The organism is Pseudomonas fluorescens (assembly GCF_001307275.1).
GTDB classification, from domain to species: Bacteria; Pseudomonadota; Gammaproteobacteria; order Pseudomonadales; family Pseudomonadaceae; genus Aquipseudomonas; species Aquipseudomonas fluorescens_AA.
This window is the reverse complement of record NZ_CP012831.1, coordinates 1817060-1843044: the sequence shown is the minus strand read 5'-3', so window position 1 is coordinate 1843044 and position 25985 is coordinate 1817060. Positions and strand designations below refer to the sequence as shown.

General features: G+C 63.1%; 22 protein-coding genes. 11 read left to right on the top strand and 11 right to left on the bottom strand.

Annotated elements, in window-relative coordinates:
• Positions 1–49: 49 nt before the first annotated feature.
• From fis to prmA, 4 genes are all read right to left on the bottom strand, one after another.
• A complete protein-coding gene (gene fis / locus AO356_RS08235; RefSeq protein ID WP_007921650.1) occupies positions 50–370 on the bottom strand; it encodes a DNA-binding transcriptional regulator Fis in 321 nt (106 codons plus the stop codon).
• Positions 367–1374 carry a tRNA dihydrouridine synthase DusB gene (gene dusB, locus AO356_RS08230; protein ID WP_053181619.1) on the bottom strand — a complete coding sequence of 336 codons (1008 nt, stop codon included), beginning with the start codon at positions 1372–1374 and terminating at the stop codon, positions 367–369. The genes fis and dusB overlap by 4 nt, the downstream gene beginning before the upstream one ends.
• Before the next feature lie 185 nt (positions 1375–1559).
• Entirely contained in the window at positions 1560–2792 is a 1233-nt protein-coding gene (locus AO356_RS08225; protein ID WP_060739351.1) for a DUF3426 domain-containing protein, read from the bottom strand.
• Between the two features lie 30 nt (positions 2793–2822).
• Positions 2823–3701, bottom strand: a complete 879-nt coding sequence (gene prmA / locus AO356_RS08220) for a 50S ribosomal protein L11 methyltransferase (protein ID WP_013692161.1) — start codon at positions 3699–3701, stop codon at positions 2823–2825.
• A gap of 192 nt (positions 3702–3893) precedes the next feature.
• Between prmA and AO356_RS08215 the strand changes: the two genes are divergently transcribed.
• A complete protein-coding gene (locus AO356_RS08215; RefSeq protein ID WP_060739350.1) occupies positions 3894–7865 on the top strand; it encodes a dermonecrotic toxin domain-containing protein in 3972 nt (1323 codons plus the stop codon).
• An 80-nt stretch (positions 7866–7945) separates the two neighbouring features.
• Here AO356_RS08215 and accC read toward each other — a convergent pair whose 3' ends face one another.
• The 5 genes from accC to gcbA all read right to left on the bottom strand — a co-directional run bounded on the left by accC (position 7946) and on the right by gcbA (position 14498).
• Positions 7946–9301: an acetyl-CoA carboxylase biotin carboxylase subunit gene (gene accC / locus AO356_RS08210; RefSeq protein WP_060739349.1), complete on the bottom strand. Its 1356-nt coding sequence runs from the start codon at positions 9299–9301 to the stop codon at positions 7946–7948.
• Positions 9302–9318: 17 nt separating this feature from the next.
• A complete protein-coding gene (accB, locus tag AO356_RS08205) occupies positions 9319–9780 on the bottom strand; it encodes an acetyl-CoA carboxylase biotin carboxyl carrier protein (RefSeq protein WP_060739348.1) in 462 nt (153 codons plus the stop codon).
• Between the two features lie 24 nt (positions 9781–9804).
• Positions 9805–10260 (bottom strand): type II 3-dehydroquinate dehydratase, encoded by a 456-nt coding sequence (gene aroQ, locus AO356_RS08200; RefSeq protein ID WP_060739347.1) that lies wholly within the window; start codon positions 10258–10260, stop codon positions 9805–9807.
• Between the two features lie 568 nt (positions 10261–10828).
• A complete protein-coding gene (locus tag AO356_RS33355; RefSeq protein WP_420480619.1) occupies positions 10829–11722 on the bottom strand; it encodes a methyl-accepting chemotaxis protein in 894 nt (297 codons plus the stop codon).
• Positions 11723–12827: 1105 nt separating this feature from the next.
• Positions 12828–14498: a diguanylate cyclase GcbA gene (gene gcbA, locus AO356_RS08190; RefSeq protein ID WP_060739345.1), complete on the bottom strand. Its 1671-nt coding sequence runs from the start codon at positions 14496–14498 to the stop codon at positions 12828–12830.
• Positions 14499–14782: 284 nt separating this feature from the next.
• Here gcbA and AO356_RS08185 point away from each other — a divergent pair, with 284 nt between their 5' ends.
• The 6 genes from AO356_RS08185 to AO356_RS08160 all read left to right on the top strand — a co-directional run bounded on the left by AO356_RS08185 (position 14783) and on the right by AO356_RS08160 (position 21432).
• Positions 14783–15850, top strand: coding sequence for a DUF2333 family protein (locus AO356_RS08185; RefSeq protein WP_060739344.1), 1068 nt, complete (start codon positions 14783–14785; stop codon positions 15848–15850).
• A 3-nt stretch (positions 15851–15853) separates the two neighbouring features.
• Entirely contained in the window at positions 15854–16411 is a 558-nt protein-coding gene (locus AO356_RS08180) for an NUDIX hydrolase (RefSeq protein WP_060739343.1), read from the top strand.
• A 171-nt stretch (positions 16412–16582) separates the two neighbouring features.
• Complete coding sequence (locus tag AO356_RS08175; RefSeq protein WP_003197435.1) at positions 16583–16954, top strand: translation initiation factor Sui1; 372 nt, start codon at positions 16583–16585, stop codon at positions 16952–16954.
• A 211-nt stretch (positions 16955–17165) separates the two neighbouring features.
• Complete coding sequence (gene speA, locus AO356_RS08170; RefSeq protein WP_060739342.1) at positions 17166–19079, top strand: arginine decarboxylase; 1914 nt, start codon at positions 17166–17168, stop codon at positions 19077–19079.
• A gap of 254 nt (positions 19080–19333) precedes the next feature.
• Positions 19334–20641, top strand: coding sequence for a type VI secretion system Vgr family protein (locus tag AO356_RS08165; protein ID WP_060739341.1), 1308 nt, complete (start codon positions 19334–19336; stop codon positions 20639–20641).
• Positions 20638–21432 carry a DUF4123 domain-containing protein gene (locus AO356_RS08160; protein WP_060739340.1) on the top strand — a complete coding sequence of 265 codons (795 nt, stop codon included), beginning with the start codon at positions 20638–20640 and terminating at the stop codon, positions 21430–21432. The genes AO356_RS08165 and AO356_RS08160 overlap by 4 nt, the downstream gene beginning before the upstream one ends.
• Positions 21433–21435: 3 nt before the next feature.
• Here AO356_RS08160 and AO356_RS08155 read toward each other — a convergent pair whose 3' ends face one another.
• Positions 21436–22785, bottom strand: a complete 1350-nt coding sequence (locus AO356_RS08155; RefSeq protein WP_060739339.1) for an MATE family efflux transporter — start codon at positions 22783–22785, stop codon at positions 21436–21438.
• 276 nt (positions 22786–23061) lie between these two features.
• Positions 23062–23355: a hypothetical protein gene (locus AO356_RS08150; protein ID WP_060739338.1), complete on the bottom strand. Its 294-nt coding sequence runs from the start codon at positions 23353–23355 to the stop codon at positions 23062–23064.
• 164 nt (positions 23356–23519) lie between these two features.
• Here AO356_RS08150 and AO356_RS08145 point away from each other — a divergent pair, with 164 nt between their 5' ends.
• Genes AO356_RS08145 through AO356_RS08130 form a run of 4 tightly spaced genes read left to right on the top strand, consistent with a single transcriptional unit; the run spans position 23520 to position 25792 of the window.
• Positions 23520–23825, top strand: a complete 306-nt coding sequence (locus AO356_RS08145; protein ID WP_060739337.1) for a MazG-like family protein — start codon at positions 23520–23522, stop codon at positions 23823–23825.
• Complete coding sequence (locus tag AO356_RS08140; RefSeq protein WP_060739336.1) at positions 23822–24571, top strand: methyltransferase; 750 nt, start codon at positions 23822–23824, stop codon at positions 24569–24571. The genes AO356_RS08145 and AO356_RS08140 overlap by 4 nt, the downstream gene beginning before the upstream one ends.
• 25 nt (positions 24572–24596) lie before the next feature.
• The gene (locus AO356_RS08135; RefSeq protein WP_060739335.1) at positions 24597–25214 is read left to right on the top strand and encodes a DUF4136 domain-containing protein; all 618 of its coding nucleotides are present in this window, start codon (positions 24597–24599) and stop codon (positions 25212–25214) included.
• 20 nt (positions 25215–25234) lie between these two features.
• A complete protein-coding gene (locus AO356_RS08130) occupies positions 25235–25792 on the top strand; it encodes a DUF4136 domain-containing protein (protein ID WP_060739334.1) in 558 nt (185 codons plus the stop codon).
• The last annotated feature ends 193 nt before the right edge of the window (positions 25793–25985 follow it).

Genomic DNA, 25985 nt, shown 5'->3' with positions numbered 1-25985 from the left:
AAAAGGCGACCGTTTTTTATGCGGGCGCCTTTCTGGTTTGATTGAATGCTTACAGCAGATCGTACTGCTTGAGTTTCTTGCGCAGGGTGCCGCGGTTCAGGCCCAGCAGCTCACTGGCCTTGGTCTGGTTGCCCTTGACGTAGTTCATCACGCTTTCGAGCAGCGGTGCCTCGACTTCGGAAAGCACCAGGTTGTACACATCCGTGACGGCAGCGCCCTCAAGGTGGGCGAAATAATTGTGCAGCGCCTTCTCGACACTCCCGCGAAGGGTCTGACCTTCTTCGCTGGGCGTATTGAGGTGCTGTTTCAAATTCACGTTGTCGCTCACGGGTGCTGTTCCACTCACTAAAGTCTCGGTCATCATCGTCATGCGGCCACCCCTTCGTCCCCTGTCAGGCTCTTGTAACGCTCAGCGAAGAACGCCTGAACGTCGGCGCATTGTGCTTGCGTACCATCCAAACGATTGAAACGGGCGCGAAACTCCCTGGCGCCCGGCAGGGTTGCGAGATACCAGCCCACATGCTTGCGAGCGATGCGTACGCCCATGACTTCTCCGTAGAAGGCATGTAGCGCGGCCAGATGCTCTAGCAGAATACGTTCCACCTCGGACAACTGCGGCGCCGCCAGCTTTTCGCCAGTGCGCAGGTAGTGTTCGATCTCACGAAAAATCCATGGCCGCCCTTGGGCGGCCCGGCCGATCAACAGGCCATCGGCACCGGTCGCGTCCAGCACGTACCGGGCCTTCTCGGGCGAATCGATGTCGCCGTTGGCAAAGACCGGAATCGACACCGCCTGCTTGATCGCGGCGATGGTGTCGTACTCGGCTTCGCCGGTGTACAGGTCGGCCCGGGTGCGGCCATGGACCGCCAACGCCGTGATGCCCGCCTGTTCGGCGATCTTCGCCACCACCAGGCCATTCTTGTTCTCCCGGTCCCACCCGGTGCGGATCTTCAGGGTCACCGGCACATCGACCGCGGCCACTACGGCCTGCAGGATCTCGGTGACCAGCGCTTCATCTTTCAACAGTGCCGAGCCTGCGGCCTTGTTGCAGACCTTTTTCGCCGGGCAACCCATGTTGATGTCGATGATCTGCGCCCCCAGCTCGACATTCGCCCGGGCCGCCTCCGCCAGCATCTGGGCGTCGCCACCGGCGATCTGTACCGAGCGGGGCTCGGGATCGCCTTCGTGGATCATGCGCAGACGCGATTTGCGGGTGTTCCACAAACTCATGTCGCTGGTGACCATTTCCGATACCACCAGTCCTGCGCCCAAGCGTTTGCACAACTGACGAAAGGGCTGGTCGGTGACGCCCGCCATAGGGGCGAGAACCAGGCCGTTCTGCAATGTATATGGGCCGATGCGTACCGCCGACATAGGACTTCCCTGAAGTGGGGCCGGATCATGAGACTTCGAAAAAGGGTTGGCATGATACCCGCTCTCGATGACTGGATAAAGATCGAATTGGATAAAATCTGAACAGCTATTTTGTTATCGCCAGCGGTTTGGTCTGGGTGGGGTCAGTCAGAAAGCTGCCGTCAATTGGCCGACCCTGGCCGGTTTCATTCGGGGGAATGAAAGCTCAAACTGTAGTTCACCGCCTTGGGGCCCGGATCCAGGATATCCAGCGCGATGTGGATGGGCGTTTGCGGCGGCATTTCGCCGCGGCCCTCGAGATCGCCGCCCAGGTACTCCCCGGGCTTGAAGCGACGGCTGGCGATCAGGTGCCCGTTGAGGTCGGCAAAGCGCAGCTCCAGCAACGGAAAAGGTTGGGAGAAGGGCGCACGGTTGTAGATGATCGCGTCCACCACCAGGGCGCCGCTGAACTCCGGATGGCTGCGCACCACCAGGTTGCTGCTTTTGATCTTGGCGATGTCGACCTTGGACGGTACGTCGCAACCGATGGTCGGGCAGATTTGCAGGAACCACGGCCGGTACTGGTCCTGGCGGGCCAGTTCTTCGAAATGGTAGGCGATGTACTGGCCACCCAGGGCTGCGGCGGCGAGCAGGATCAGCAGGGTCCACAACAGGCGTCGGCCCCAGGGCGAACGGCGTTTGCGCCAGTCCAGTTGCAGCGGGTCGTCGTCGAGGTCGTGGAGGGCCTCGGCGCGTATCCCCGGCTCCTGGCGTTCCCGTGACTTGCGCAGTGGCAGCGGTCGCTCGGGCTCATCGTCGTGGTCGTGATCATCGGTGGCGGAGAGGCGCTCGAGGTGTTCGTCGGGCTCGTCGTCCGGTGCGAGGTGGAGCGGGGCGGCCGGCTCGTCGTCCGGTTCCAGCGGTTCGAGGGCCAGGGACAGGGACGGCTCGGTACGCGGCGGTCGCGCCGGTTCGTGGGGTTCGAACGGTTCGAAGGGGGTATCGAGGACGGTTTCGACGCGCTCGTTCGAGGTTTCGCTGTACAGGCTGTCGGGCCAGGTTTGCTGTTCGCTGGAGAGCGAATCGCGTTGCGCGCTCAGGTTGTCTTCCCGGCGCCGGCCGGCATTGCCCGGGGCGCGATTGTCGCGGCGCTCCAGGCGCGCCAGCTCCTTGTCCAGGTCATCCAGATCCAGCTCGGCGGCGCTCCACTGTTTCTGGCTGATCGCCCGGGGCGGGGCTTCGGCGGCCGGCTTGGCGGGTGGCGCGACGGCAGGCACCGCTTGCTTGGCTGTGCGTTGTTCCAGCAACTGTTGTGCGGCATTGAACACCTGCAGGCACGAGCCGCAACGAACCACCCCGCGGGCCACGCTCAATTGAGCATGGCTGACGCGAAAACGGGTGTGGCAATGCGGGCACTGGGTGACGAAGCTGTCAGTCATGCGGCAATCCGGTGGATACAGGCGCTCATTCTAGCGCCGACGTCCGGTGATGCGCACCCAGCCATCGCGATTGGCGATCGGGTCCAGGTCAAAGTCCGCGGCATAAGCGGCGGCGACTTCTTCACCTTGTTCGGCGAGGATGCCCGACAGCGCCAGGCGTCCGCCCGGCTTGACCAGGCTCGACAGTTGCGGCGCCAGGGATACCAGCGGGCCGGCCAGGATGTTGGCCACCAGCACATCGGCCTGGACTTGTGGCAAGTCCTGGGGCAAATACAGCGGGAACAGGGCTTCGGCGATGTTGTTGCGCCCGGCATTGTCGCGGGAGGCTTCCAGGGCCTGGACGTCGATGTCGGTGCCGACCGCTTCCCGGGCGCCCAGCAGGAGCGCGGCAATCGCCAGGATTCCCGAGCCGCAGCCAAAGTCGAGTACGTTGCAGCCCTTCAGGTCCTGGCCGTCGAGCCATTCCAGGCACAGCGCGGTGGTCGGGTGGGTGCCGGTGCCGAACGCCAGGCCCGGGTCCAGCAGCAGGTTGACCGCGTCCGGCTCTGGCGCGGCATGCCAGCTCGGGACGATCCACAGGCGCTGGCCGAAACGCATCGGCTGGAAGTTGTCCATCCAGCTGCGTTCCCAATCCTGATCCTCGATCACTTCACTGTGATGCTCGGGCAGCGGGCTGCCGGTCAGCAGCTCGAGATGGGCCAGCACGCTGGCGGCCTCGGTGCCGCCCTCGAACAGGGCCAGCAGGTGGGTGTGGGACCACAGCGGGGTGGTATTGAGCTCCGGCTCGAAGATCGGCTGGTCTTCGGCGTCCATGAAGGTTACCGATACAGCGCCTACTTCAAGAAACGCGTCTTCGTAGGTTTCGGCTTGTTCCGGGCTGATGGCCAGGCGTACTTGCAGCCAAGGCATGGCGGGCACCTTTGAAAAAATCCACAGGGGGGCAGCGCAGGGCTGCAAAGGCGCGCAGTGTACGCCAGGTCGCCGCCAAAGTGGATAAGCGAGTCTCGCGCCGTCCGGGTGGTGTTTCGATATATATATGTATGCCATGGGCATGTCGCAGGGCGGATAAGGTGCCGGTCCACACAGCAGGGAGGATTGTGCATGGACATCATTGCCGGACGGCAAGGCAACATGGAGCGCACGGGGTCGGTCGATTCCCCGCCGGTGGCGACCGCACAGGCGACCCTGGAGAAACTGACACGTTGGCAGGAGGCGATCGAGGCGCGACTGCACACCCAGATGAGCCTGCTGGAGGTGCTGGAAGAGTACTTGCTGGTCGAGCTGCGCACCTACCATTACCAAGGCAACATCGATCCACACTTCCTGGGCACCCTGCTCGATACCGTGCTGCAGCGCATGATCGACCAGGCGCCGTTGGTGTATGACCAGGAGCAAGACGCGCCCTACCGTTGGCCCGACGGGCCAGACTTGGGTTTTGCGGCCGAGCGCCGGGCGTTCGTTGTCCAGGTGGTGGAGGGCGCGGCCTCAAGGTTTGTCGATCACTACAAGGACTATCTGCGACGGCATTGGCGAATGACGGCGCTCGATGCCTCCCTCGAAGACGTGGTCAGGCAAAAACTGGATGGGCACAGGGTCGCGGTCGACGAGCTGTTTCGGCCTGACCGTCTGGTTGGCCTGGGTGTCGACGAGTTGCGAGAGCAGATCGAAGCACTCCAGGACGCCTGGCGCCGGACGAGTCGCTTGACCGCCTTGGCAACCACGGCCGAGCGCCGGGACCTTGGCGCGTTGGCGCGATTGCAATTGCCGCATTGGCTGCGGGTGCTGAGCCCTCCAGATCGTGAATTGTTGCGGGCTTTCGAGAGCCAGGCCGCGCTGGCGCAGGCGGCGGTGGATGAGCGGGTCGATGGCCTGGGCTCGCTGCGGGCCTTCGCTCGGCAATTGGCCAGGGACTATGTTAGGCACGAGTTGGACATGGAGGTCGAGCCGGACAGCATTCGTGTGCAGGTGCAGTGGCGAACGGTCGTTGGTCAGCCCGTACGCACCTACAGCCTGAGTGAGCTGGTGGCGGCAGGCCCGGTCCGGCCGGACGCGGTGTCGGTGTTCCTGGTGGAGAACGGCGGCATGCTCCGTAACCAGCCTCTTTCACCGGCCTTCATTGCGCAGTTGTTGGCCAGCGTCGACGCGCCTGCCGGGTACTTGCCAGCCTTGGCCGAGCGGTATGAGAGGGGGGACCTGAAGGACGCCATGCTCGATTGGTTTGTGGCGCGGTTGCAGCACAGTGCGTTTGTCGCCCGTTGTGCCGGCCAGTTGTCGGTGACCAGCCATGACCACCTCGCAGCCCTCTGGGAAAGCGACATTGCAACGCCAGTCGCCGGCGGGTTGCGTGTCGCCAGCCTGATGCTTCCCAATGGCCTGAAGTGTGCCGATCTCCTGGTGTTTTATCGTGAAGACGTGGGCGGTGCTGTCAGTGGCCTGCTGCTGTTTGCCCCCGGCAAACCCGATGGCCAGGAATGGATCGAATTGCCCTCGCTGCGGGCCCTGAGCGGCGAAGTCGGGGCCTGGACCCAACACGAGGCCGGTCGCGAATACCTGTTGCAGCAACTCTCGCCGACTGATCGTGGACAGGCCCGGGCGTACTTTGCCCGCGTGATGGAAAAACCGGTTTCCTGGGATCTGGAACAAGACCTCAGGGACACGCAGGCAAGTTTCAGGACCTGTCTGCAGAATGCTGTTTCGACCGGCCTGGCCAATAACCTGGCACACGTGGAGCTGAATGAGTCGCCTCGCTGGTACTCGGCATTGCCGCTCGAGTCCCGGCGCAACATCAGCGGTTTGAGCCAGGAGTTTTTGGTTCAGCAGCAAGTATTCGATGAGCAGTTCGTAGGCTATGAAGTGTTCATGGACTTCGCCAAGCGTACCTTCGCCGACATGATCGCGCCCTACATGCGCAGCAAGGGGGTGCTTGAGGCGGTCGATCCGGCCACGGTCTTCATCGACTACAGTCCGGGGCTGGCCGCCGAGAAAAAAACCGCCAGCCTGCTGCACTTGGCCATCTACGGATACGAGCGCAACGCGGACATCGACGACCCTGCCAAGGGCGTGCGTTCTTCTGTCGGGCAGGATTTGGCGCAGGTTCGCAGTGCCGATCTGGCGTCCTATATTCGCGTGGCCTACTTGGGTGAGCGATATGCCAGGCACATCCGTGCAGGATTCCTCGACGCCACGGCACCCGCGTATGCAAGGCGCCGCGAGGCTTACTGCTACATGCTGTTGGCCAGGATGGACCGCGACCTGCGAGTGGCCTACGGCAAGTCGCTGTTGAGCACCGAAGCGTTCCAGTGGCTCACCCGGCAAGTGACGTTATTGAGCGATGGGCGACCTGCGAGCAGCGCTACGTACCCCGGTGTCGCCGTGACGCGTGAAGGCGTGATCAAGCTGACCGTCGCCGGCCATGTGGTGTTGGGCGTCTACGTGTTCACCTACTTCGATCCGAAGGCTTCTTACTGGTTGTACACACCCGACGCGCCGGACGGCATCCTGTTTCGCCCGTACCTGGCGTTTTCCGGGAGCATCGCCGCGCAACTGCACGATTACGTACTGGAGCGGGTCGCACTCGTGGCGCGTGCCGCCGTGGGGCGGACACTGATGGCGCTGGCGGCCGGGACCACTCGTGTCGACACATTGCGTGAACTCAATCGGTTGATTGATATCCGTGCCGAGTTCGATGCCGGCATCGAGCGCGCTGTCACCGATGTGGAGGACATCACCACCAGTCGTGCCGAAATGATCCGCAACCAGGTATTCCAGGGCCTGGTCTTCGCCGCCGTTCCGGTGTGCATGGTTTATCCGCCCTTTGCCTTGTTGCTGGACATCGGCCTGATTGCCGTCAGCGCCAGGCAGGCCGTCCAGAGACACGTGGAAGGCGACACGGAGGGCGCGCTCGGTCACTGGCTGATCGCGACCTGGGGGGGGCTGTTCGCCACGCTCGGCGCCGCCAGCATGGCCACGGCACTGGGGCGCGCGGCCAGGCACTTGCAGCACGCCGTGAAGCCCTTGTCATTGTCTGCGCAACGTTTGAGACGTGCGCCATCGGTGGTCGCCAAAGAGTCCGGGCCGCTGGTCCCGGCCATTCGCCTCAAGCCGCAGCAGGCGGTCGGCAAAACACCAGGGAATCTGCAGTTGGTGACGGAGGAGGGGATTTTTTTCGGCACCTATCGCAGCCCGCCCAGTGCTTCGCAACCGCGGAGCACTTACTACATCGCGAGCGGGGGCAGGTACTACCAGGTGAAGAGGGACCCTTACTTTGGCGGCCTGTGCCTGGTGGATGCCCGGCGTCCCGGCGCGATTTACAAATTGCCCATCCGCAGGATGGCGAATGGCAAGTGGACCCATAACAAAGTCGGGTTGAGCGGGGGCAATGATGAGGTGCGCAACCTGGGGCGCATAGGCGATTTGCGCGAGGCGTTCCCCGGGCATGTCTTCCCGGACGTGACCAGGGGCGCGTTGCAGGGCGAGGCCGTGGTGGCGAGGTTCAGCGAGGCGGCGGACAACTACCTGTTCTCGCTCAATGCACAGACGTGCGTGATCGCTTCGTTGTACAACCCAACCACCCGGGTCGGGGCGGTCATTCACTTCGATCACAACATCCGCGCGCTGATCGAGCGAAGTGTCCGGGACGTGATGCGGCGCCTGGGGGGATCGGCCAAGGATGTCCGTGCCACCCTGGTCGGCGGGGACTGGTTGACGGGGGCTGACATCGGCGAGCCGGTCAGGCAGGTGATGAGGAAGCACGGGCTGCGACCGACCTGGGATCACTGGTCGTATTCTTCCTGCCTGGGCAATAACTATGGCGTGTCACTGGATCTGCGCACGGGTGTCACGTCGGTATTCAAGACGTCCGGCAGCCAGGTCGAACGCTTTTACATACCCGTCCTGGCGCGAGCGAAGAACAACACTGACCCGGTGTCCATGCGAGCTCGCGGATTCATGGCGCGCATGCGCAGCGACATCCTGGTCGAAAATGCCAACGGCGTCGTGCTCACCCAGCAGGGGAGGCGGGCGAATGCTGCGAAGGTCGAATCACACGCGTACTCCATGGTGGAGTTGAAGTGATCCGTCACTTGCTCTTTTGAGGCGCGCACAAAAAAAGACCCCGGCCAATGGACCGGGGTCTTTTTACATCACGTGAAGCATCAGTGCTGGTTGCCCAGCTTGTGCTCCAGGTAATGGATGTTGACGCCGCCTTTGCAGAAGCCTTCGTCACGTACGAGATCGCGGTGCAGCGGGATGTTGGTCTTGATCCCGTCTACCACGATTTCGTCCAGCGCATTGCGCATGCGTGCCATGGCTTCTTCACGGGTCGCCCCGTAGGTGATCAGCTTGCCGATCAGCGAATCGTAGTTCGGCGGAACGGCATAACCGCTGTACAGGTGCGAATCGACGCGAACGCCATTGCCGCCCGGGGCATGGAAATGCTTGACCGTGCCTGGGCTTGGCATGAAGGTTTTCGGGTCTTCGGCGTTGATCCGGCATTCCAGCGCGTGACCGCGGATGACCACGTCATCCTGGGTGAACGACAGCTTGTTGCCGGCGGCGATGCTGAGCATCTCCTTGACGATGTCGATACCGGTGACCATTTCCGAAACCGGGTGCTCCACCTGAACACGGGTGTTCATTTCGATGAAGTAGAAACGACCGTTCTCGTAGAGGAACTCGAAGGTACCGGCGCCGCGATAGCCGATGTCGATACACGCCTTGACGCAACGCGCCAGGACTTCCTGGCGAGCCTGCTCGTCGATGCCCGGTGCCGGCGCTTCTTCGAGGACCTTCTGGTGACGACGTTGCAGCGAGCAGTCGCGGTCGCCCAGATGGATGGCCTGGCCCTGGCCGTCGGACAGCACCTGGACTTCGACGTGACGCGGGTTGGTCAGGAATTTTTCCAGGTAGACCATCGGGTTGCCGAACGCCGCGCCCGCTTCGGAGCGGGTCAGTTTCGCCGAGGAAATCAGGTCTTCTTCCTTGTGTACCACGCGCATGCCGCGACCACCGCCGCCGCCAGCGGCCTTGATGATCACCGGATAACCGACTTCGCGACCGATGCGCAAAGCGGTTTCTTCGTCTTCAGGCAGCGGGCCGTCGGAACCCGGAACGGTCGGTACACCCGCCGCGATCATGGCGTGCTTGGCCGAAACCTTGTCGCCCATCAGGCGGATGGTGTCGGCTTTCGGACCAATGAAGGCAAAACCGGAGTTTTCCACCTGTTCGGCGAAGTCGGCGTTTTCCGCCAGGAAACCGTAGCCCGGGTGAATGGCGGTGGCGCCGGTCACTTCGGCAGCGGCGATGATCGCCGGGATGTGCAGGTAGGAGTGCGCAGCCGACGCCGGACCGATGCAGACGGATTCGTCCGCCAGGCCCAGGTGCATCAGTTCTTTGTCGGCCTTGGAGTAAACGGCGACGGTCTTGATGCCCATCTCTTTGCAGGCACGCAGAATCCGCAGGGCGATCTCACCGCGGTTAGCGATCAGAACTTTTTCCAACTTCGCAGTCATCAAAGGCTCTCCGCGGTTCAAACGATGGTGAACAGCGGTTGGTCGTACTCAACCGGCTGGCCGTCTTCGACGAGGATGGATTCGATCACACCGCTGGTTTCAGCTTCGATGTGGTTCATCATCTTCATGGCTTCGACGATGCACAGGGTGTCGCCTTTCTTCACGGTCTGGCCGACTTCAACGAAGGACGGCGAGGATGGCGAAGACTTGCGATAGAACGTGCCCACCATTGGCGAACGAGCGACAGTGCCGTTCAGCGTCGGTGCCGCCGGTGCGGCTGGCGCTGCGGCGGCAACCGGGGCTGCTGGAGCAGGCGCGGCGGCCGGAGCCTGCATCGGGGCCGGTGCATAGAACTGCTGGGCCGGGGTCTTGCTGTGGCGGCTGATGCGTACGGACTCTTCGCCTTCCTTGATCTCAAGCTCGTCGATGCCGGACTCTTCCAGCAATTCGATCAATTTCTTAACTTTACGGATATCCATGAATCATCAACTCCCAAGGGTCGGTCAGGGGCGTATAGCTTGTTGTTCAAGCTGCTCTAGGGCGGCCTCCAGGGCCAGTCGGTAACCGCCGGCGCCAAGGCCGCAGATCACTCCCACTGCTACATCGGAGAAGTAGGAGTGATGGCGGAAAGGTTCGCGTTTGTGCACGTTGGACAAGTGCACTTCGATGAATGGGATGCTCACCGCCAGCAGCGCGTCACGTAATGCGACACTTGTATGTGTAAAAGCTGCTGGATTGATCAAAATGAAATCCACGCCTTCGCCACGCGCGGCATGGATGCGGTCGATCAGTTCATATTCGGCGTTGCTTTGCAGATAGAGCAAATGGTGGCCGGCGTTGCGGGCCCGCTGCTCCAGGTCCTGGTTGATCTGGGCCAGTGTCACGGCGCCGTAGACGCCCGGTTCACGGGTGCCCAGCAGGTTCAGGTTGGGTCCGTGCAGGACCAATAGGGTCGCCATCTGCTGTTCCTTGTTATCTGTGAGCAGTTATCAGAACCCGGCGACTATGCCGCAAAGCCTTAATGACTGTCCAGTTCTCGGCAATAGCCAGCACGATGACCGATGTTTGCGCGAAATTTGTGACCCGGGTCTCTGATCCGGTCATGCGGTCACAAATCGCACCGCTGTGGGAGGGGCCCCGCCGAATCAATGTGGGAGCGAGCCTGCTCGCGATGACGGTGGCACATCCAACCTCGATGCAAGCTGACCCACCGCTATCGCGAGCAGGCTCGCTCCCACAGGGGATCTGCGGTGAGCATCAATTCCCGGGCCTCCCGAATCAATGTGGGAGCGAGCTTGCTCGCGATGACGGCGGCACATCCAACCTCGATGCAAGCTGACCCACCGCTATCGCGAGCAAGCTCGCTCCCACAGGGGATCTGCGGTGAGCATCAATTCCCGGGCCTCCCGAATCAATGTGGGAGCGAGCTTGCTCGCGATGACGGCGGCACATCCAGCATCGATGCAAGCTGACCCACCGCTATCGCGAGCAAGCTCGCTCCCACAGTGATTCATGCAGTCTGTGGCGCTAAACCCGAAATGCCTGCACGGCGGTGTGCAAGCGTCCGCCCAGCACCAGGAGATTGTCGCCCTGTTCCCGGCCCTCGCCGATGCGCAACAGGTTGTCCGCGCCCAGTTGGTGAATCCGCTCGCTGTGATCGCGGATTTCGCTGACGGCGCCGCTTTGCTGGGCGGTGACGTCGGCGATGCGCACCGCCGTGTCGGAGATGGTCTGGATGGCACCGACGATCTCATCCAGCGCACCGTCGGCCGCTTGCGCCTGGTTGGCGGTGGCTTCGGCGTGTTCGACCTGGGCGCGCATGCCGTCCACCGATTGGCGCGCGGCCAGTTGCAGGCGGGCGATCAGTGTCTGGATTTCGGCAGTGGCGCCGGCCGTGCGCTGGGCCAGGGAGCGGACTTCCTCGGCCACCACCGCAAAGCCCCGGCCCATTTCCCCGGCGCGAGCCGCTTCGATGGCCGCGTTGAGCGCCAGCAGGTTGGTCTGGTCGGCAATCGAGCGAATCACCGTCAGCACGCCGCCGATGGTGGCCGATTCCTCGGCCAGTTGTTCGATCATCTGCGCGTTGCCTTGCACTTCCCCCACCAACGCATGCAAGCCCGTGAGGCTCAGGCCGATGACTTTCTGCCCTTGCTCCACCGCTTGCCCGGCGCTGCGGCTGGCGTCTGCGGCTTGGCTGGCATCGCCGGCCACTTGCTGGATGGTCGCTTCCAGCTCGCTGAGGGAATCACGGATCAGCGCCGTATCGTCGGCCTGATCCTCCGCCCCACTGTGCAGTTCGCCGCTCAGCTCGGCCAGGGCCCGGCTGCTGCCGGCGACCTGTTCAGCGTTCACCCGAATGGTGCCCACCAGGTCCACCAGGTAAGCGCGCAGGCGATTGAGCGAAGCCTCGATGTCCTGCATTTCGCGGTTGCTGGCGCCCACGTGGATGTCTCGGCTGAAGTCCCCCTCGGCCCAGGTCGACAGGGCTGGAGCCAGGTGCGTCAAGGTGCGGGCCAGGCGCCGCTGCAAGGTGTCGATGAGCAGCGCGATCAGCAGGATCAGGCCGATCATCACCCCCTGGATCATGCGAACCTCCCCCTGGATCTGCCCATGCTGCGCCCGTACCGCCGGTTCCAGGGTATCGATCGCCGTTTGCACGTCGGCGATTTTCAGGTGCGTGGCATTGCTCAGCTCGGCGCGTTTCTGGATCAGTTCGCGGGTGCGGGTCAATTCCGCCGGGTAACGGCCGAGCAGGCTGTTGAGTTCGCGCTTGAGGGCGATGCCCGCATCTTCGGCGGCGGTTTTTTCCTGGGTCTCCAGGCCCATCAGCGCGGCGAAATCATCGCTGCCCGATTCGCTGCTGGCGGTGACGCCCAACAGGGGCAGGCTGTCGAGGCGTTCGGCCTCGACACGGATGCTCGCCAGTTCCCGTTCGACATCGGCGGCCAATTCACTACGGCCGCTGCTGACCAGTTTGTCCCGCGTGAGGGACAACCGACCCAGATGCTGCGAAGCGGCAAACAGCGGGGGCAAGTAGGTCGGGGCGCCATTGGCGTATTGGGCCAGTTGATCGAGGCTGGCGCTCAGTTCACGCTCGGCTTGCAACAACAAGGCCTGCGGATCGCCAGCCAGTTTGCCGGCGGCCAACAGATCGGTCTTGCTGAAGCCGTCGAGGTTCGACAGGCTCGGACGCAGGGTCTTGGCCAGCTCCGGGGGAAACTGGTCGAGGTCTTTCTGCAGCGTCTCCAAGGCCTGGGTGGCCGCGCTCAGGCGCAAGGCGTCGCCGCTGGCCAGGTAGTCCTCGATGTTGCGCGCCACTTCGCCCTGGAATTGCCGCGACAGGCCCAGGTAGCGCTCCATCAGCAAGTAGGGCCGTTCCAGGGCGATCTGCGACCACCACAAGGTGACCCCGAGGCCCAGGCATACGGCAACTAAAAGAACGGTGTTGAGATTGGTCAGCAGCTTCAGGCGCATCAAGGGTCTACCGAGGGCAGAATCGTAAGTGCCTGAAGTTATTGCGTTTGCGTTACAGGTTTATGACCGAGTCAGTCGATTCCGATGAAAAGGTGGCACTTTGCTTTGATTGCCGGGCGCTCTGTACCCGGTTGCGTCCGGCGTGCTTGGCACGGTACAGCGCTTCGTCCGCCTGGCTGGCCATCATCAGGCTGTCGGAATCATCGCTCATCTCCACCACGCCAGCGCTGAAGGTGCACCACAAGTCCTGGGGCTGGGCCGGATAGTGGATTTCGGCGAAGCGCTGGCGAATCTCATCCAGCACTTTGCAGGCGGCGTCGATGTCGGTGTCGGGCATGACGATGGCGAACTCTTCGCCGCCGTAACGGCCGATGAAGTCGGTCTTGCGCAGGCGCTGCTTGAGAAACAGCGCCAGGCTCTTGATCACCCGGTCGCCCATGGGGTGGCCGTGGCTGTCATTGACCCGTTTGAAGTGATCGATGTCGAGCATGGCGAAGCTCAGGGGCTTGCCTTCGCGACGAGCGCGGAAGCTGCAATCCTCGAGCAGTTGCAGGATATGGGTGTGGTTGTACAGACCGGTGAGGCTGTCGCGCACCATCCGCGCCTTGAGGTTGCGCGCCCGGGCGGCACGGTTGCGCACGGTGGTGATCAAGTGCCGGGGCTTGATCGGTTTGGTCAGGAAGTCGTCGCCACCTTCGCTCATGGCGTCGAGTTGCTTGTCCAGGTCGTCTTCGGCGGACAGGTAGATGATCGGCACGCTGACATAGCGGTCATTGTGACGGATGACCTTGGCCAGTTCCGTGCCGGTGCAGGCCGGCATGTACATATCGAGGATGATCAGGTCGGGCTGGAAATCCGCCAGCTCGGCCATGGCCTGGATCGGCTCGATCAGCGTGCGGGTGATGATGCCGGCGCTGTTGAGCAGGCGCTCGGTGTGCAAGGCCTGGGCGCGGGAGTCATCGATGATCAGCACTTTGTAGGGGTCGTACTGGGCGACGCAGGTCAGCACTTCGATCTTTTCCAGCAGGCTCGAGGCTTCGAGGGTGCCGGTGAGGAATTCCTGCCCGCCGGCGCGTACCGCGGCCAGGCGTGTCGGGGTGTCGGTTTCCAGCAAGCTGAAGAACAGCAGCGGCAACGGTTGTTCCAGGCCTTCCTGGGCTTCGGCGGCCAGTTTCAGGCCGGTGCCCGGGCCGCTGAAGTCCACGTCCATGACAATCGCCGCTGGCAGGCGCTCGACCATCGAGGCCCGGAACGCCGCGACACTGTCCAGCGCCTGGGCGCTGAGGCCGAAGAACTCCAATTGCTTGGCCAGGCGTTCGGCGCGGTCATGGTCCTGCAGCATCACGTAGATGGGTTTGCGCAGCGGCGGCAGGAAGGTTTGTTCGAGCTGGTCGCCGTGGCGCAGGCCGGTGCGAGACAAGCGCTGCATCAAACGGTTGATTTCGGTGATCAGGTGGCTGCTCAGGCGCCCGCGATTGGCGTCCACCGCTTGCAGCGACTGGCTGATGCCTTGGGCCAGCAGGGAATGCTCGGGCTGTTCGAAGCGCTCGGCAAAGCGCAGCAGGCGCAGATTGGCTTCGCTGAGCTCCGACAGGTCGGTGCTTGACCACTCACTGCGTTGCAGGCGCTGCCAAATCTCCAGGATCTGGCGAGCCTGATGAATTACCCGCTGGGCAAAGTGGTGCTTGAGGCGCTCACGGCTGGGGTCTTCTGGCTCGGTCATATCCTGACTACTAGTTAGGGTGCATGCTGAGGTCGACTGGTGGCTCTATGCTAGCACCTCTTTTCCTCCGCATGAGTGTCATACGTCAATATTCTGTCCTGTCGCCCAATTCAGTTTGTGACTGGACAGTCTAATAGGCCGATGGCAACGCTTCCTTTATAGTGCTGTTCGATTGCCCTGTCGCGCCCGGCATGATTGGCGCCGCATTATCGCGTTTCAAATCAGGCACGATGGCGTAGGGTTGTGGTCGAACCGAGAACTCAAGTGATTGAAGGAACATCGCCATGCTGGACTGGAAAAACCGCGCGGGCAGCGCGCCTGAACGCGCCGCCGAGCCGAAATCGGACACCCGCAGCTACCTGGGTGGGCTTTTTTTCAGCCGCGCACTGGCCACGCTGATCGGCCTTTACCTGCTGGTGACCATTGCCCTCGGCTGGTACTGGAGCCAGGAGCCTGCGTTGTTCCCCGTGCAGCAGAACGCCCAGGCCGCAGCCGAGAAGGATGGCCGGCAAATGGTGGTGGGCTACACCACGGTCGAGACGCTCAAGACCGTGGCCGGGACCCTGCTGACCAAGCAAGGCGGCTACATTTCCAACGACCGTTTCCCGCCAGGCCTGTGGATGGACAACATGCCGAGCTGGGAATACGGCGTGCTGGTGCAGGTTCGCGACCTGAGCCGCGCCCTGCGCAAGGACTTCGCCCGTTCCCAGTCCCAGTCCGCCGAGGACGCCGACCTGGCCAAGGCCGAGCCGCGCTTCAACTTCGACAACCGCAGTTGGGTGCTGCCTTCCAGCGAATCCGAATATCAGGAGGGCATCAACTCCCTGAGCCGCTACCAGGCCCGACTGTCCGATCCGAACCAGAAAAGCGCGCTGTTCTACGCCCGCGCCGACAACCTGAACAACTGGCTGGGAGACGTCGGCACGCGCCTGGGTTCGTTGTCCCAGCGCCTGTCGGCCAGCGTTGGCCGGGTCAAGCTCAACACCTCGCTGAAAACCGAAGTCACGGCCCCGGGCCAAGTGCCGCAGGTGGACGAAGAGGTGGTCGAGACCCCATGGCTGCAGATCGACAACGTGTTCTATGAAGCCCGCGGCCAGGCTTGGGCACTGTCGCACCTGCTGCGCGCCATCGAAGTGGACTTCGCCGATGTGCTGGCGAAAAAGAACGCCACGGTCAGCGTGCGGCAGATCATTCGTGAACTGGAAGCGTCCCAGGAACCGGTCTGGAGCCCGATGATTCTCAACGGCAGCGGCTTCGGTGTCCTGGCGAACCACTCGCTGGTCATGGCCAACTATATTTCCAGGGCCAACGCAGCAGTCATCGACTTGCGGCAACTGCTGAACCAGGGCTGATCCATGAGCGAAAGCCCCCGGGAGGTCGCTCACCGAGCGGCCTCGGATGCCGAGCTGATCGCGTGGGTCGACGAGCACGACAACCTGCTCGGCAGCCTGGTGCGTTCGCAGTTGCGCGAGCGCGGCCTGATCGGGCGTGGCACCTACATCATGCTGTTCAATTCGGCCGGTGAACTGTGTGTTCACCGGCGCACCCTGAGCAAGGCCATCTACCCGGGTTTCTGGGACGTGGCGGCGGGCGGCATGGTCCAGGCCGACGAGACCTACGCCGAGTCGGCCGCCCGTGAGCTGGCGGAAGAACTGGGCGTGAGCGGTGTTGAGCTGACTGCCCACGACCATTTTTATTTCGAAGACCCCGGCAGCCGCCTGTGGTGCTCGGCGTTCTCGGCGGTGTGGGACGGTCCGTTGGTCCTGCAGCCCGAAGAAGTCCTCGAAGCGCGTTTCCTGCCGCTTGAACAGGTGCTCGATGAAATCCAGCGCATGCCTTACTGCCCGGACTCCCTGGCAGCGCTTGAACGCTATTTGCGTGCCCAGGGTGGCGACGTCGCAAAGAAGCTATAAATTGGCGCTGATTGGCCCTTAGCAAGTCGGCTTTTTGCCGTTACACTGCGCGACTTTTCAAGCTGAACCGCGTCTGCGGTCCAGTAGCGCTGCCCCTGCCTGAGTGGGGTTTCGCGGTCGAGGCCCGTTCTCCCCCCTCGACCAGTCTTTGTCCTCCCAAGAGGATTGCCGGTGGCCAAAAAAGCCGCATCCTTCGCCGCCCTGGGCGGCCTGGTATTTTCTACCGACGCCGGTCGTCATTGCCCTGATTGCCGTCAACCGGTGGATGCCTGCATCTGCAAACAGACCGCCATCCCTGCCGGTGACGGCATTGCCCGTGTGCGCCGTGAAAGCAAAGGTCGCGGCGGCAAGACGGTGACCACGATCACCGGCGTGCCGTTGGCCGAAGACGCGCTCAAGGAACTGGCCACCACATTGAAGAAACGTTGTGGCACCGGTGGTGCGTTGAAAGACGGCATCATCGAGATCCAGGGCGATCACGTCGAGCTGCTGCTGGCGGAACTGGTCAAGCACGGCTTCAAGGCAAAGAAATCCGGCGGCTAGCAGCTTCTGTGAAAACCACCCTCGGCTTGACCCGGACCCGACGTTCGAGGTCGCCCGCATGGTTTTCACAGAGCCTGTTCTGAACGGGTTTCTAAACTCATCGCTGGGAGCAGGGTCTACCTTGCTAACAGGCAATTCGTCATTTTCACTCTCTAGACTGCCCCAGCCTCCGACCGGATGGTGCATTTTGACTTCTTTATAGGGGACTTCGATGTCCGTACGACGCACACGCAAAGACGATGGCAGCCAATGGACCGTTGCGGACAGCCGCAGCGTTTACGGGATTCGCCATTGGGGGGCCGGGTATTTCGCGATCAATGAAGCCGGTCGCGTCGAAGTCCGTCCGAACGGTCCCGGCAGTTCGCCCATCGACCTGTTCGAGCAAGTCGACCAGTTGCGCCAGAGCGGCCTCTCGCTGCCTTTGCTGGTGCGCTTTCCCGACATCCTGCAAGACCGCGTGCGCCAGCTGACCGGTGCGTTCGACAGCAACATCGCGCGCCTGGAATACCAGAGCAAGTACACCGCGCTCTACCCGATCAAGGTCAACCAGCAGGAAGCGGTGATCGAGAACATCATCGCCACCCAGAACGTCTCCATCGGCCTGGAAGCCGGTTCCAAGCCGGAGCTGCTGGCGGTGCTGGCCCTCGCGCCGAAGGGCGGCACCATTGTCTGCAACGGCTACAAGGACCGCGAATTCATCCGCCTGGCGCTGATGGGCCAGAAGCTGGGCCACAACGTCTTTATCGTCATCGAGAAAGAGTCCGAAGTCGGCCTGGTGATCGAAGAGGCCGCAGTGCTCAAGGTCAAGCCACAGGTCGGCCTGCGCGTGCGCCTGTCGTCCCTGGCGTCGAGCAAGTGGGCCGATACCGGTGGCGAGAAATCCAAGTTCGGCCTGTCGGCCGCGCAACTGCTGTCGGTGGTCGAGCGCTTCCGCGCCGCTGGCCTGGACCAGGGCATTCGCCTGCTGCACTTCCATATGGGCTCGCAGATCGCCAACCTGGCGGACTACCAGCACGGCTTCAAGGAAGCGATCCGTTACTACGGTGAGCTGCGCAATCTCGGCCTGCCGGTGGATCACATCGACGTCGGCGGTGGCCTCGGCGTGGACTACGACGGCACGCACTCGCGCAACGCCAGTTCGATCAACTACGACATGGACGATTACGCCGGTGTCGTGGTCGGCATGCTCAAGGAGTTCTGCGATGCCCAGAGCCTGCCGCATCCGCACATCTTCTCGGAAAGCGGCCGCTCGCTGACCGCCCACCACGCGATGCTGGTGGTGCAGGTGACCGACGTCGAGAAGCACAACGACGACGTGCCGGTGATCGACAACAAGCAGGAACTGCCGGAAACCGTGCAATGGCTGGTTGACCTGCTGGGCCCGACCGATATCGAGATGGTCACCGAGACCTACTGGCGTGCCACGCACTACATGAGCGACGTGGCGACCCAATATGCCGACGGCAAGCTGACCCTGGCGGAAAAAGCCTTGGCCGAGCAGTGCTACTTTGCCGTGTGCCGTCGCTTGCACAACTCGTTGAAGGCCCGCCAGCGCTCGCACCGCCAGGTGCTGGATGAGCTCAATGACAAGCTGGCCGACAAATACATCTGCAACTTCTCGGTGTTCCAGAGCCTGCCGGACACCTGGGCCATCGGCCAGGTACTGCCGATCCTGCCGCTGCATCGCCTGGACGAAGAGCCGCTGCGCCGCGCCGTGCTGCAAGACCTGACCTGCGACTCCGACGGCAAGATCAAGCAATACGTCGACGAGCAGAGCATCGAGACCAGCCTGCCGGTTCACGCTCTCAATCCGGGTGAAGACTACCTGCTGGGGATCTTCCTGGTGGGTGCCTATCAGGAAATCCTCGGTGACATGCACAACCTGTTCGGCGACACCGACTCGGTGAACATCTACCAGAACGCCGATGGCAGCGTGTACCACGCCGGTATCGAAACCCACGACACCATCGAAGACATGCTGCGCTACGTGCACTTGTCGCCGGAGGAGTTGATGACTCACTACCGTGACAAGTGCGCCAGCGCCCGCATCAGCGCCGCCGAGCGCACCCAGTTCCTCGATGCGCTGCGCCTGGGGCTGACGCGTTCGTCGTACCTGTCTTCCTGATGGAGAGACCGCGCCAATAGCCGTCTCCTCAATGCCCACCGGGGCTGTCAGAAAACACACCGCACATCGCGGGTTTTTTCGGATAGTCCCGGAGGGCATTTTTGTTTACGTCACGGCTATTTCTTCCCACCGGTGCATTTAATCGGTGATGTCCTTATTTCGTGTAGTCCCTTTCCTAACCTGTACTTGGCCCCTCTACTCGGCCATGGCGGTCGGCGAGAATCCCCGACCGCCCCTCCTGTAGAGAAACGCCGATGTCCGATCCAGCCTGCGAGCCAGCATTTCGTCTGGAGATAGCCGGTCTGCCCGAGCCTGTTGACGTGGTGGCCTTCACGGGTAGCGAAGCCATTAGCGAGCCCTTTGTCTATGAAGTGGAACTCCTGTTGCACGATGCGAGCCTGGACTTGGCGAGCCTGCTGTATCGCAGTGTCTGGTTGAGTTTCGGGGCTCCAGGCCGGGGCATTCATGGGCAGCTCCATGAGTTGGTCCAACACCGTCATGGCGCCGGTTGCCGGGTGCGTATCGGGCCGAAGCTGGCCTGTCTGGCGCAGCGCTTCAGCCAGCGGGTGTTCAGTGCCCGCTCGGTGCCGCAGATCATTCGCCAGGTGCTCAAGGCCCATGGCATCAGCGGCCGCCGCCTGTGCCTGGACCTGAGCGGCGATTATCCACCGCAGGATTTCTGTACCCAGTATCGCGAGTCGGACCTGCAGTTCCTCCAGCGCGTGTGCGCCCGGGCGGGTATCCACTTTCATTTCGAACACACGCGGGACGGGCATTGCCTGGTGTTCGCCGATAACCCGCACAGTTTTCCCCCCGCCGGTAAGGCGGTCTACGTGGACGACGGGCCGGTTGCCGCGGTGCGGACCTTCAGCGTGCACACCGATGTGTCGGGGCAGCAGGTCGCCCAGGGGCGCAGCGAACTGACGAACCTGCGGGGTGGCCAGGTGCTGACGTTGACGGACCATCCGTTTGCCGGTTGGAACCGGCGCTGGCTGTTGACGAAGGTCGAGCATCGCGCCCAGGCGGGTGTGTATGGCAACCATTTCAAGGCCATTCCCCGGGGCGTGCTGTTCGTGCCGGACAGCGTCCCGGCCAAACCACGCATGGTGAGCCGGCAACGCGGCTGGGTCGTGGCGGTGGACGAGCCGTCGGAGTTGGGAGCGGGGCGCGTCGCGGTGGAGTTCGACTGGGTCTATCAGGGCGAAGGTTCCAGCCCCAGTCATTGCTGGCTGCCCTTGGCGCCGGAGCTGGCTGCCGGCGGGGCGGCCGCGCTGTGTGACGGCACCGAGGTGCTGGTGAGCTTTATCGAAGGTGATCCGGATCGGCCGCTGATCAGTGCATTTCTGGGCGAGCCTGCCTCGGCAGCGGTTGCCGATGAGTCATCTTCAGGCGAAACACTTGGGCGGTCGGTTGTCGATCCGGTGCTGTTGTCGGCGATGCGGGAGGCCGAGCCGCTGGTCTTGTTGTGCCTGCTGCCCGAAGGCGGGCCTTTCAGCCCCTGCGGCCAACCGCTGTGCACCTGCCGCATGCTCATGGGACGCGGCGCGGGCGTTGTTCGATGAGCGCGGTCGTGCCTGGATCAACGCCGCAATGGTTGCTGCTGGACGTACCGAGTGCGCCTGAGGCGGTGCGGCTGGTGCACGCGCAGTTCGCCGAGGCCCGGCGTTTTGCCCTGTTCGAAGGCACCGAGTTGCATGGGCTTCGCGAGCACGGCCCGTTGTTGGTGGAGCTGCGCCAATCCCCCGCGCTGGTCAGCCTTTGTCACCTGGACCCGCGCGCCTGGCCAGGGTTGTTGTTGGCCAGCCCAAAGCCCGTCGGGCAATTGCTCACGCATCTGCGGCGCATGCTGACGGTGACACTGGGCCTGCATCACAAAGCCCTGTTGAATTACTACAACCCGCACACCGCCAGCTATTTCTTCGACGGTTGCGATTCCCATGAGCTCAGTTGCTGGCTGGGGCCGATCAGCCTGGCGCGCTGGTTCGGCGGCACGTGGGCCGACCGGGCGATCGGCAGCCAGGGCTGGCAACAACTGTCCAACCCGGGACTGCCGGTGGCGGCGTTGGAGAAAGAACACGGCCTCAGCGACCGACAACAGGGCCAGCTGCAACGATGCCTGTTGGAGCGCCACGCGTGGCAATGGTGCCGCTCCACCGGGCGTGATTACCGTCGGCTCTGGGAGGATTTGCAGCAGGGGCTGGCGTTGGGATTCACCGAGCGGACGGTGCTCGATGACTGGCTGTGGCTGCGCCTGCAATACCCCGATGCCCGGCCCATCCCGGGGCCGGAGGGTGGTTCGCAGCGTGAGCGTCTCGAACACCTGCGGCGGCGCTGGCAGGGTCGCCAGGATTGAAGGTTATGGGGGCGGCGCGCCGAGCCAACGGTCGCGCCGCTGCAAGTGCCAGGCAAACGCACCGAGGGTCAGGCTGCGCAGGGCCATGAACAGCAGGAAGGTGATCCACAGTCCATGGTTGCCCAAGCCCAGCAGCATCCAGGCGATCGGCGACACGAGCAGGAGGGTCAAGAGCATGCCGTTGCGCATTTCCCGGGCGCGGGTGGCACCGATGAACAGGCCGTCGAGCAAGTAGCTCCAGACCGCGATCAGCGGCAAGGTCGCCAGGTAGGGCAGGTAGTCGTAAGCGGTGGCGCGTACGTCGGGGATATCGGTTTGCATGTCGATGAACAAGTGGCCGGCGAGCAGGAACAGCAGGGCAAAGCCGAGGCTTGCAATCAGTGACCAACCGCCGGCCACCACCAGCGAGCGACGCAGGGCCAGGCGGTCGCGGGCGCCAATGGCATGGCCGCACAGGGCTTCCACGGCGTGGGCCAGGCCGTCCAGGGCATGGGCGGTCAGCAGCAGGCCGTTGAGCAGCAAGGCATTGGCCGCCACGGTGGCGTCCCCCAGGCGCGCGCCTTGCACCGTGATCAGGAAAAACACCGCTTGCAGTGCCAGGCTGCGAATGAAGATGTCCCGGTTCACCGCCAGTAGCGGACGCCAGTTCTGCCACACGCCCAGGGCCGCCCAGGCCATCTGCCCGGGCCAGGCCCGCAGTGTCTTGCGAGCCAGGGCCAGGCCGACCAGCGCTCCGGTCCACTCGGCAATCACCGACGCCCGGGCCGAACCGGTCACGCCCCAGTCCAGGCCGATCACGAACCAAAGATTCAGGGCGATGTTGACCAGGTTGGTCACCAACAGGATCGCCAACGGCGCCCGGGCATTCTGGGCGCCGAGGAACCAGCCCACCAGCGCATAGCTGGCCAGCGCCGCCGGCAAGCCGAAGAGCCGGGTGTGGAAGAAGTCGCGGGTCAACTGGTTGAGCTCGGCGGATGGCTGCATGAAATGCAACGCCACGTCGCTCAACGGTACGCCGACGGCACCGAGCAGCAGCGCCAGCCCCATCGCCAACAGCAGTCCTTGCAACAACACTTGTCGCAACGCCGCCCCGTCACCCCGCCCGGCGGCCTGGGCGGCGAACCCGGTGGTGCCCATGCGCAGGAAACCCATGGCCCACGCCAACACCGTATACAAACTCGCCCCGACCGCCACGGCGCCCAACTGATGGGCATGGGGCAAATGGCCGATGACGGTGCTGTCCACCAACGCCACCAGCGGCACGGAGATGTTCGAGAGAATCATTGGCGCAGCCAGTGCCCAGACCCGGCGATGGGTCAGGCGGTCGCGCCAGTCGGTGATCAGGTTGGACATGCGGGCTCCTTGATGGAGCGCGATTGTAGCGGGTTCTTGGATTGATCGTGCCCGGTGCAGAGAGGGAGCACGCAGACCTCTAAAGTGACCTCGGGCTCATCGTGGCGAGGGAGCTTGCTCCCGCTCGGCTGCGAAGCAGTCGCAAGACCAGCCGATGTGGTCTGTCTGGAACATTGCTTCAGCTCATTTGGGGCGGCTTCGCCACCCAGCGGGAGCAAGCTCCCTCGCCACGGGTGGTGTCCGGTGTGAGCGCTAGGGTGGGGAGCGGTCCCAGTGTCAGTGAATGATCCAACTCAACAACCACAACCCCAGCACCAGCCAGATGATGCCCATGACGATCGAGGCCCGCATGAAGGCGCGGATGGCCGAGTACAGCAGCATCAGCCCGAGGATCAGCGCGATGATGCTGATGATCGAAGTGTCCATGCCCAAGGTGCGTGACAGCCCATCGACGAAGTTGCCGCCGGCGTTGGCCAGGATGTTGAAGAGGCCGCTGAGCAGGTCGACGATGAAACGGATTACCGAACCGAGCGCCTGGCCGAGCCATTCGAAAAAGCTTTCTACCTGCATATGTGCATCCTGATGGGAGGGAATCCGAACTGAGCCGTTGGCTCCTGATTGTAGGAGCTGTGGCGGCCGAGTTGGTTCGATTATGGGGCAAACCGTCGCTTCGTACCGAGACTCTTGCCTTCCCCGGTCATCCCCCTGAAGCTATGCGCATTCAGGAGAACCCGATGAACCTTGTTGAACTGACCGCACGCCTGCATGCCATTCGTGACCATAACGATTGGCGGCAATTCCACAGCCCGAAAAACCTCGCCATGGCCGCCAGTGTGGAAATGGCCGAACTGGTGGAGATTTTCCAGTGGCTGACCGAGGACCAGTCGCGCCAGTTGCCGGCGGACAAACTGGCCCACGCCGGGCAGGAAGTCGGTGACATCGTGTTGTACCTGTTGCTGCTTTGCAGCGAGCTGGGCCTGGACATGGACGCCGTGGTGCGCAGCAAGCTGGCCGATAGCGAACGGCGGTTCGGCCAATGAGCGACCGTCATTTCGATCAGCTCGCCACGCGCTTCGCGGAAAAAATCTACGGCGGGGCCAAGGGGGCGATCCGCCTGGCGGTGCTTCAGGCCGATCTGCTGGAAACCTTGCCGCAGCGTCCATTGCGTGTGCTGGACATCGGCGCTGGCCTGGGCCACATGTCGTTGTGGTTGGCCGAGCGCGGTCACCAGGTGACCCTGGCCGAGCCGGCCGAGCCCATGCTCGAAGGCGCTCGCCAGCGTTTTGCCGAGGCCGGCCAGCAGGCCACGTTCATCCAGGCACCGTGGCAGGACCTGCTCGGCCAACTGACCGAGCCTTACGACCTGGTGCTGTGTCACGCGGTGCTGGAATGGTTGGCCGAGCCCCACGCGATCCTGCCGGTGCTGCATCAACTGACGGCGCCTGGCGGTTGGCTGTCCCTGGCGTTCTACAACCGCGACGCGCTGGTCTATCGCAACCTGCTCAAGGGGCATTTCCGCAAGTTGCGCAAAAATGACATGGCCGGCGAAAAACAGAGCCTGACGCCGCAACAACCCCTTGATCCGCGAGATTTGGCGGCGCAACTTGAAGGCCTCTGGCAGGTCGAAAGCCAGAGTGGCGTGCGGGTTTTTCATGACTACATGCCGGTGGAGTTCCAGGGCCGCGTGGAACTTGCGCAGTTGCTGGAAATGGAACTGGCCCACCGTCGCCATCCGGCGTTTGCCGGGTTGGGACGTTATCTGCACTGGATCTGCCGTCCCCTCTGATCCGCAAGTGCAATTGGAGCGCGAAATGAAAGGTCGTTCAGGGTTGTTGGTGCTGTGCCTGGGGCTGGTGGCCTGCCAGGGCAGCAACCCCTATGTCGCCACCTCCAATCCGTTGCCGCCGGCGCCACCGGAGGCCGCCACGGTATTCGACCGCAGCGCCTACCCGGCGCCGCCCCGTGATTACGGGCGCTATCGCAGCTGGGCCTGGCGCGACGGGCGCCTGCCGCCGGGCACTGCCTGGGCGGATTCGGCCCAGGTGGCCGAAGCGGTGAGCAATGCCCTCGACCAGCGTGGCCTGCGGCCGCTGCATGACAACCGGCCCGCCGACCTGTTCGTCAGCGCCGACCTGCGCCTGGAGACCCGCGTGCGCCAGGTCCGGGATGATTATGATGCCGGCTATTACGGCGGCTATAACCGTTATGACCGCTACGGTCCGGGTTATGGCGTGTACCATCCGATGCCGATGGTGCGCACGTATCAGGAGCAAGTCGTGGTGGTCCGGGTGGACCTGTTCGATGCCCGCACCGGTCAGCCGGTGTGGAGCGCCAGCGCCGAGACGGGCCAGCGGGGCAGCCAGAGCGAACGCAGCGATGCCATTCGCGAGGCGGTGGAAAAAGCCATGTCGGCGTATCCCCCAAGTTGATTACGCAACGGAGAAAAACCATGTTTCGCCGTCTTGCTCTATTGGCCTTCACCCTGTTGCTGGGGGCTTGTGCTTCTAACCAGGTCAACCATGACTTCGACACCAGCCGTGACTTTGCGGCGTATCGCAGTTGGAGCTGGAAAGACCCGGCGCTGCAGTATCGCCCCGATGATCCACGCATCAAGAGCGACCTGACCGAGCAGCGGATCCGCCAGGCGGTGGCCGATCAACTCGATCAGCGCGGCTTGCGCCCGGCTGCGGCGGGCGTGCGCGGCGATGTGCTGGTCCAGGCCTATTTGATCGTCGAGGATCGCCAGCAGCAGGTCACCACTCACTACGGCGGCGGTTGGGGTGGCCCGTGGAATGGCTACTGGGGTGGGCCGATGTACAACGAAACCCGCAACATCAGCTACAAAGTCGCCACTGTGCAGATCGACCTGCTCGACGGCAAGGACGGCAAGCTGGTGTGGCGTGGCAGTGATGAACAACTGCTCAGCAACTCCCCCAACCCGGCCGACCGCAACACCGCCGTGCGCGAGACGGTGGGGCGGATTCTGTCCAACTACCCGCCGCGCTGACCACGGCGAATTCAAGATGGGTGGAGGCTGAGCCACCACCATCGCGAGCAAGCTCGCTCCCACAGGGATTGGCGGTGGACATCGTATCTATGAACACCCCGAAACAAACTGTGGGAGCGAGCTTGCTCGCGAAGACGGCGGCACATTCAACCTTGATGCAAGCTGACCCAGCGCCATCGCGAGCAAGCTCGCT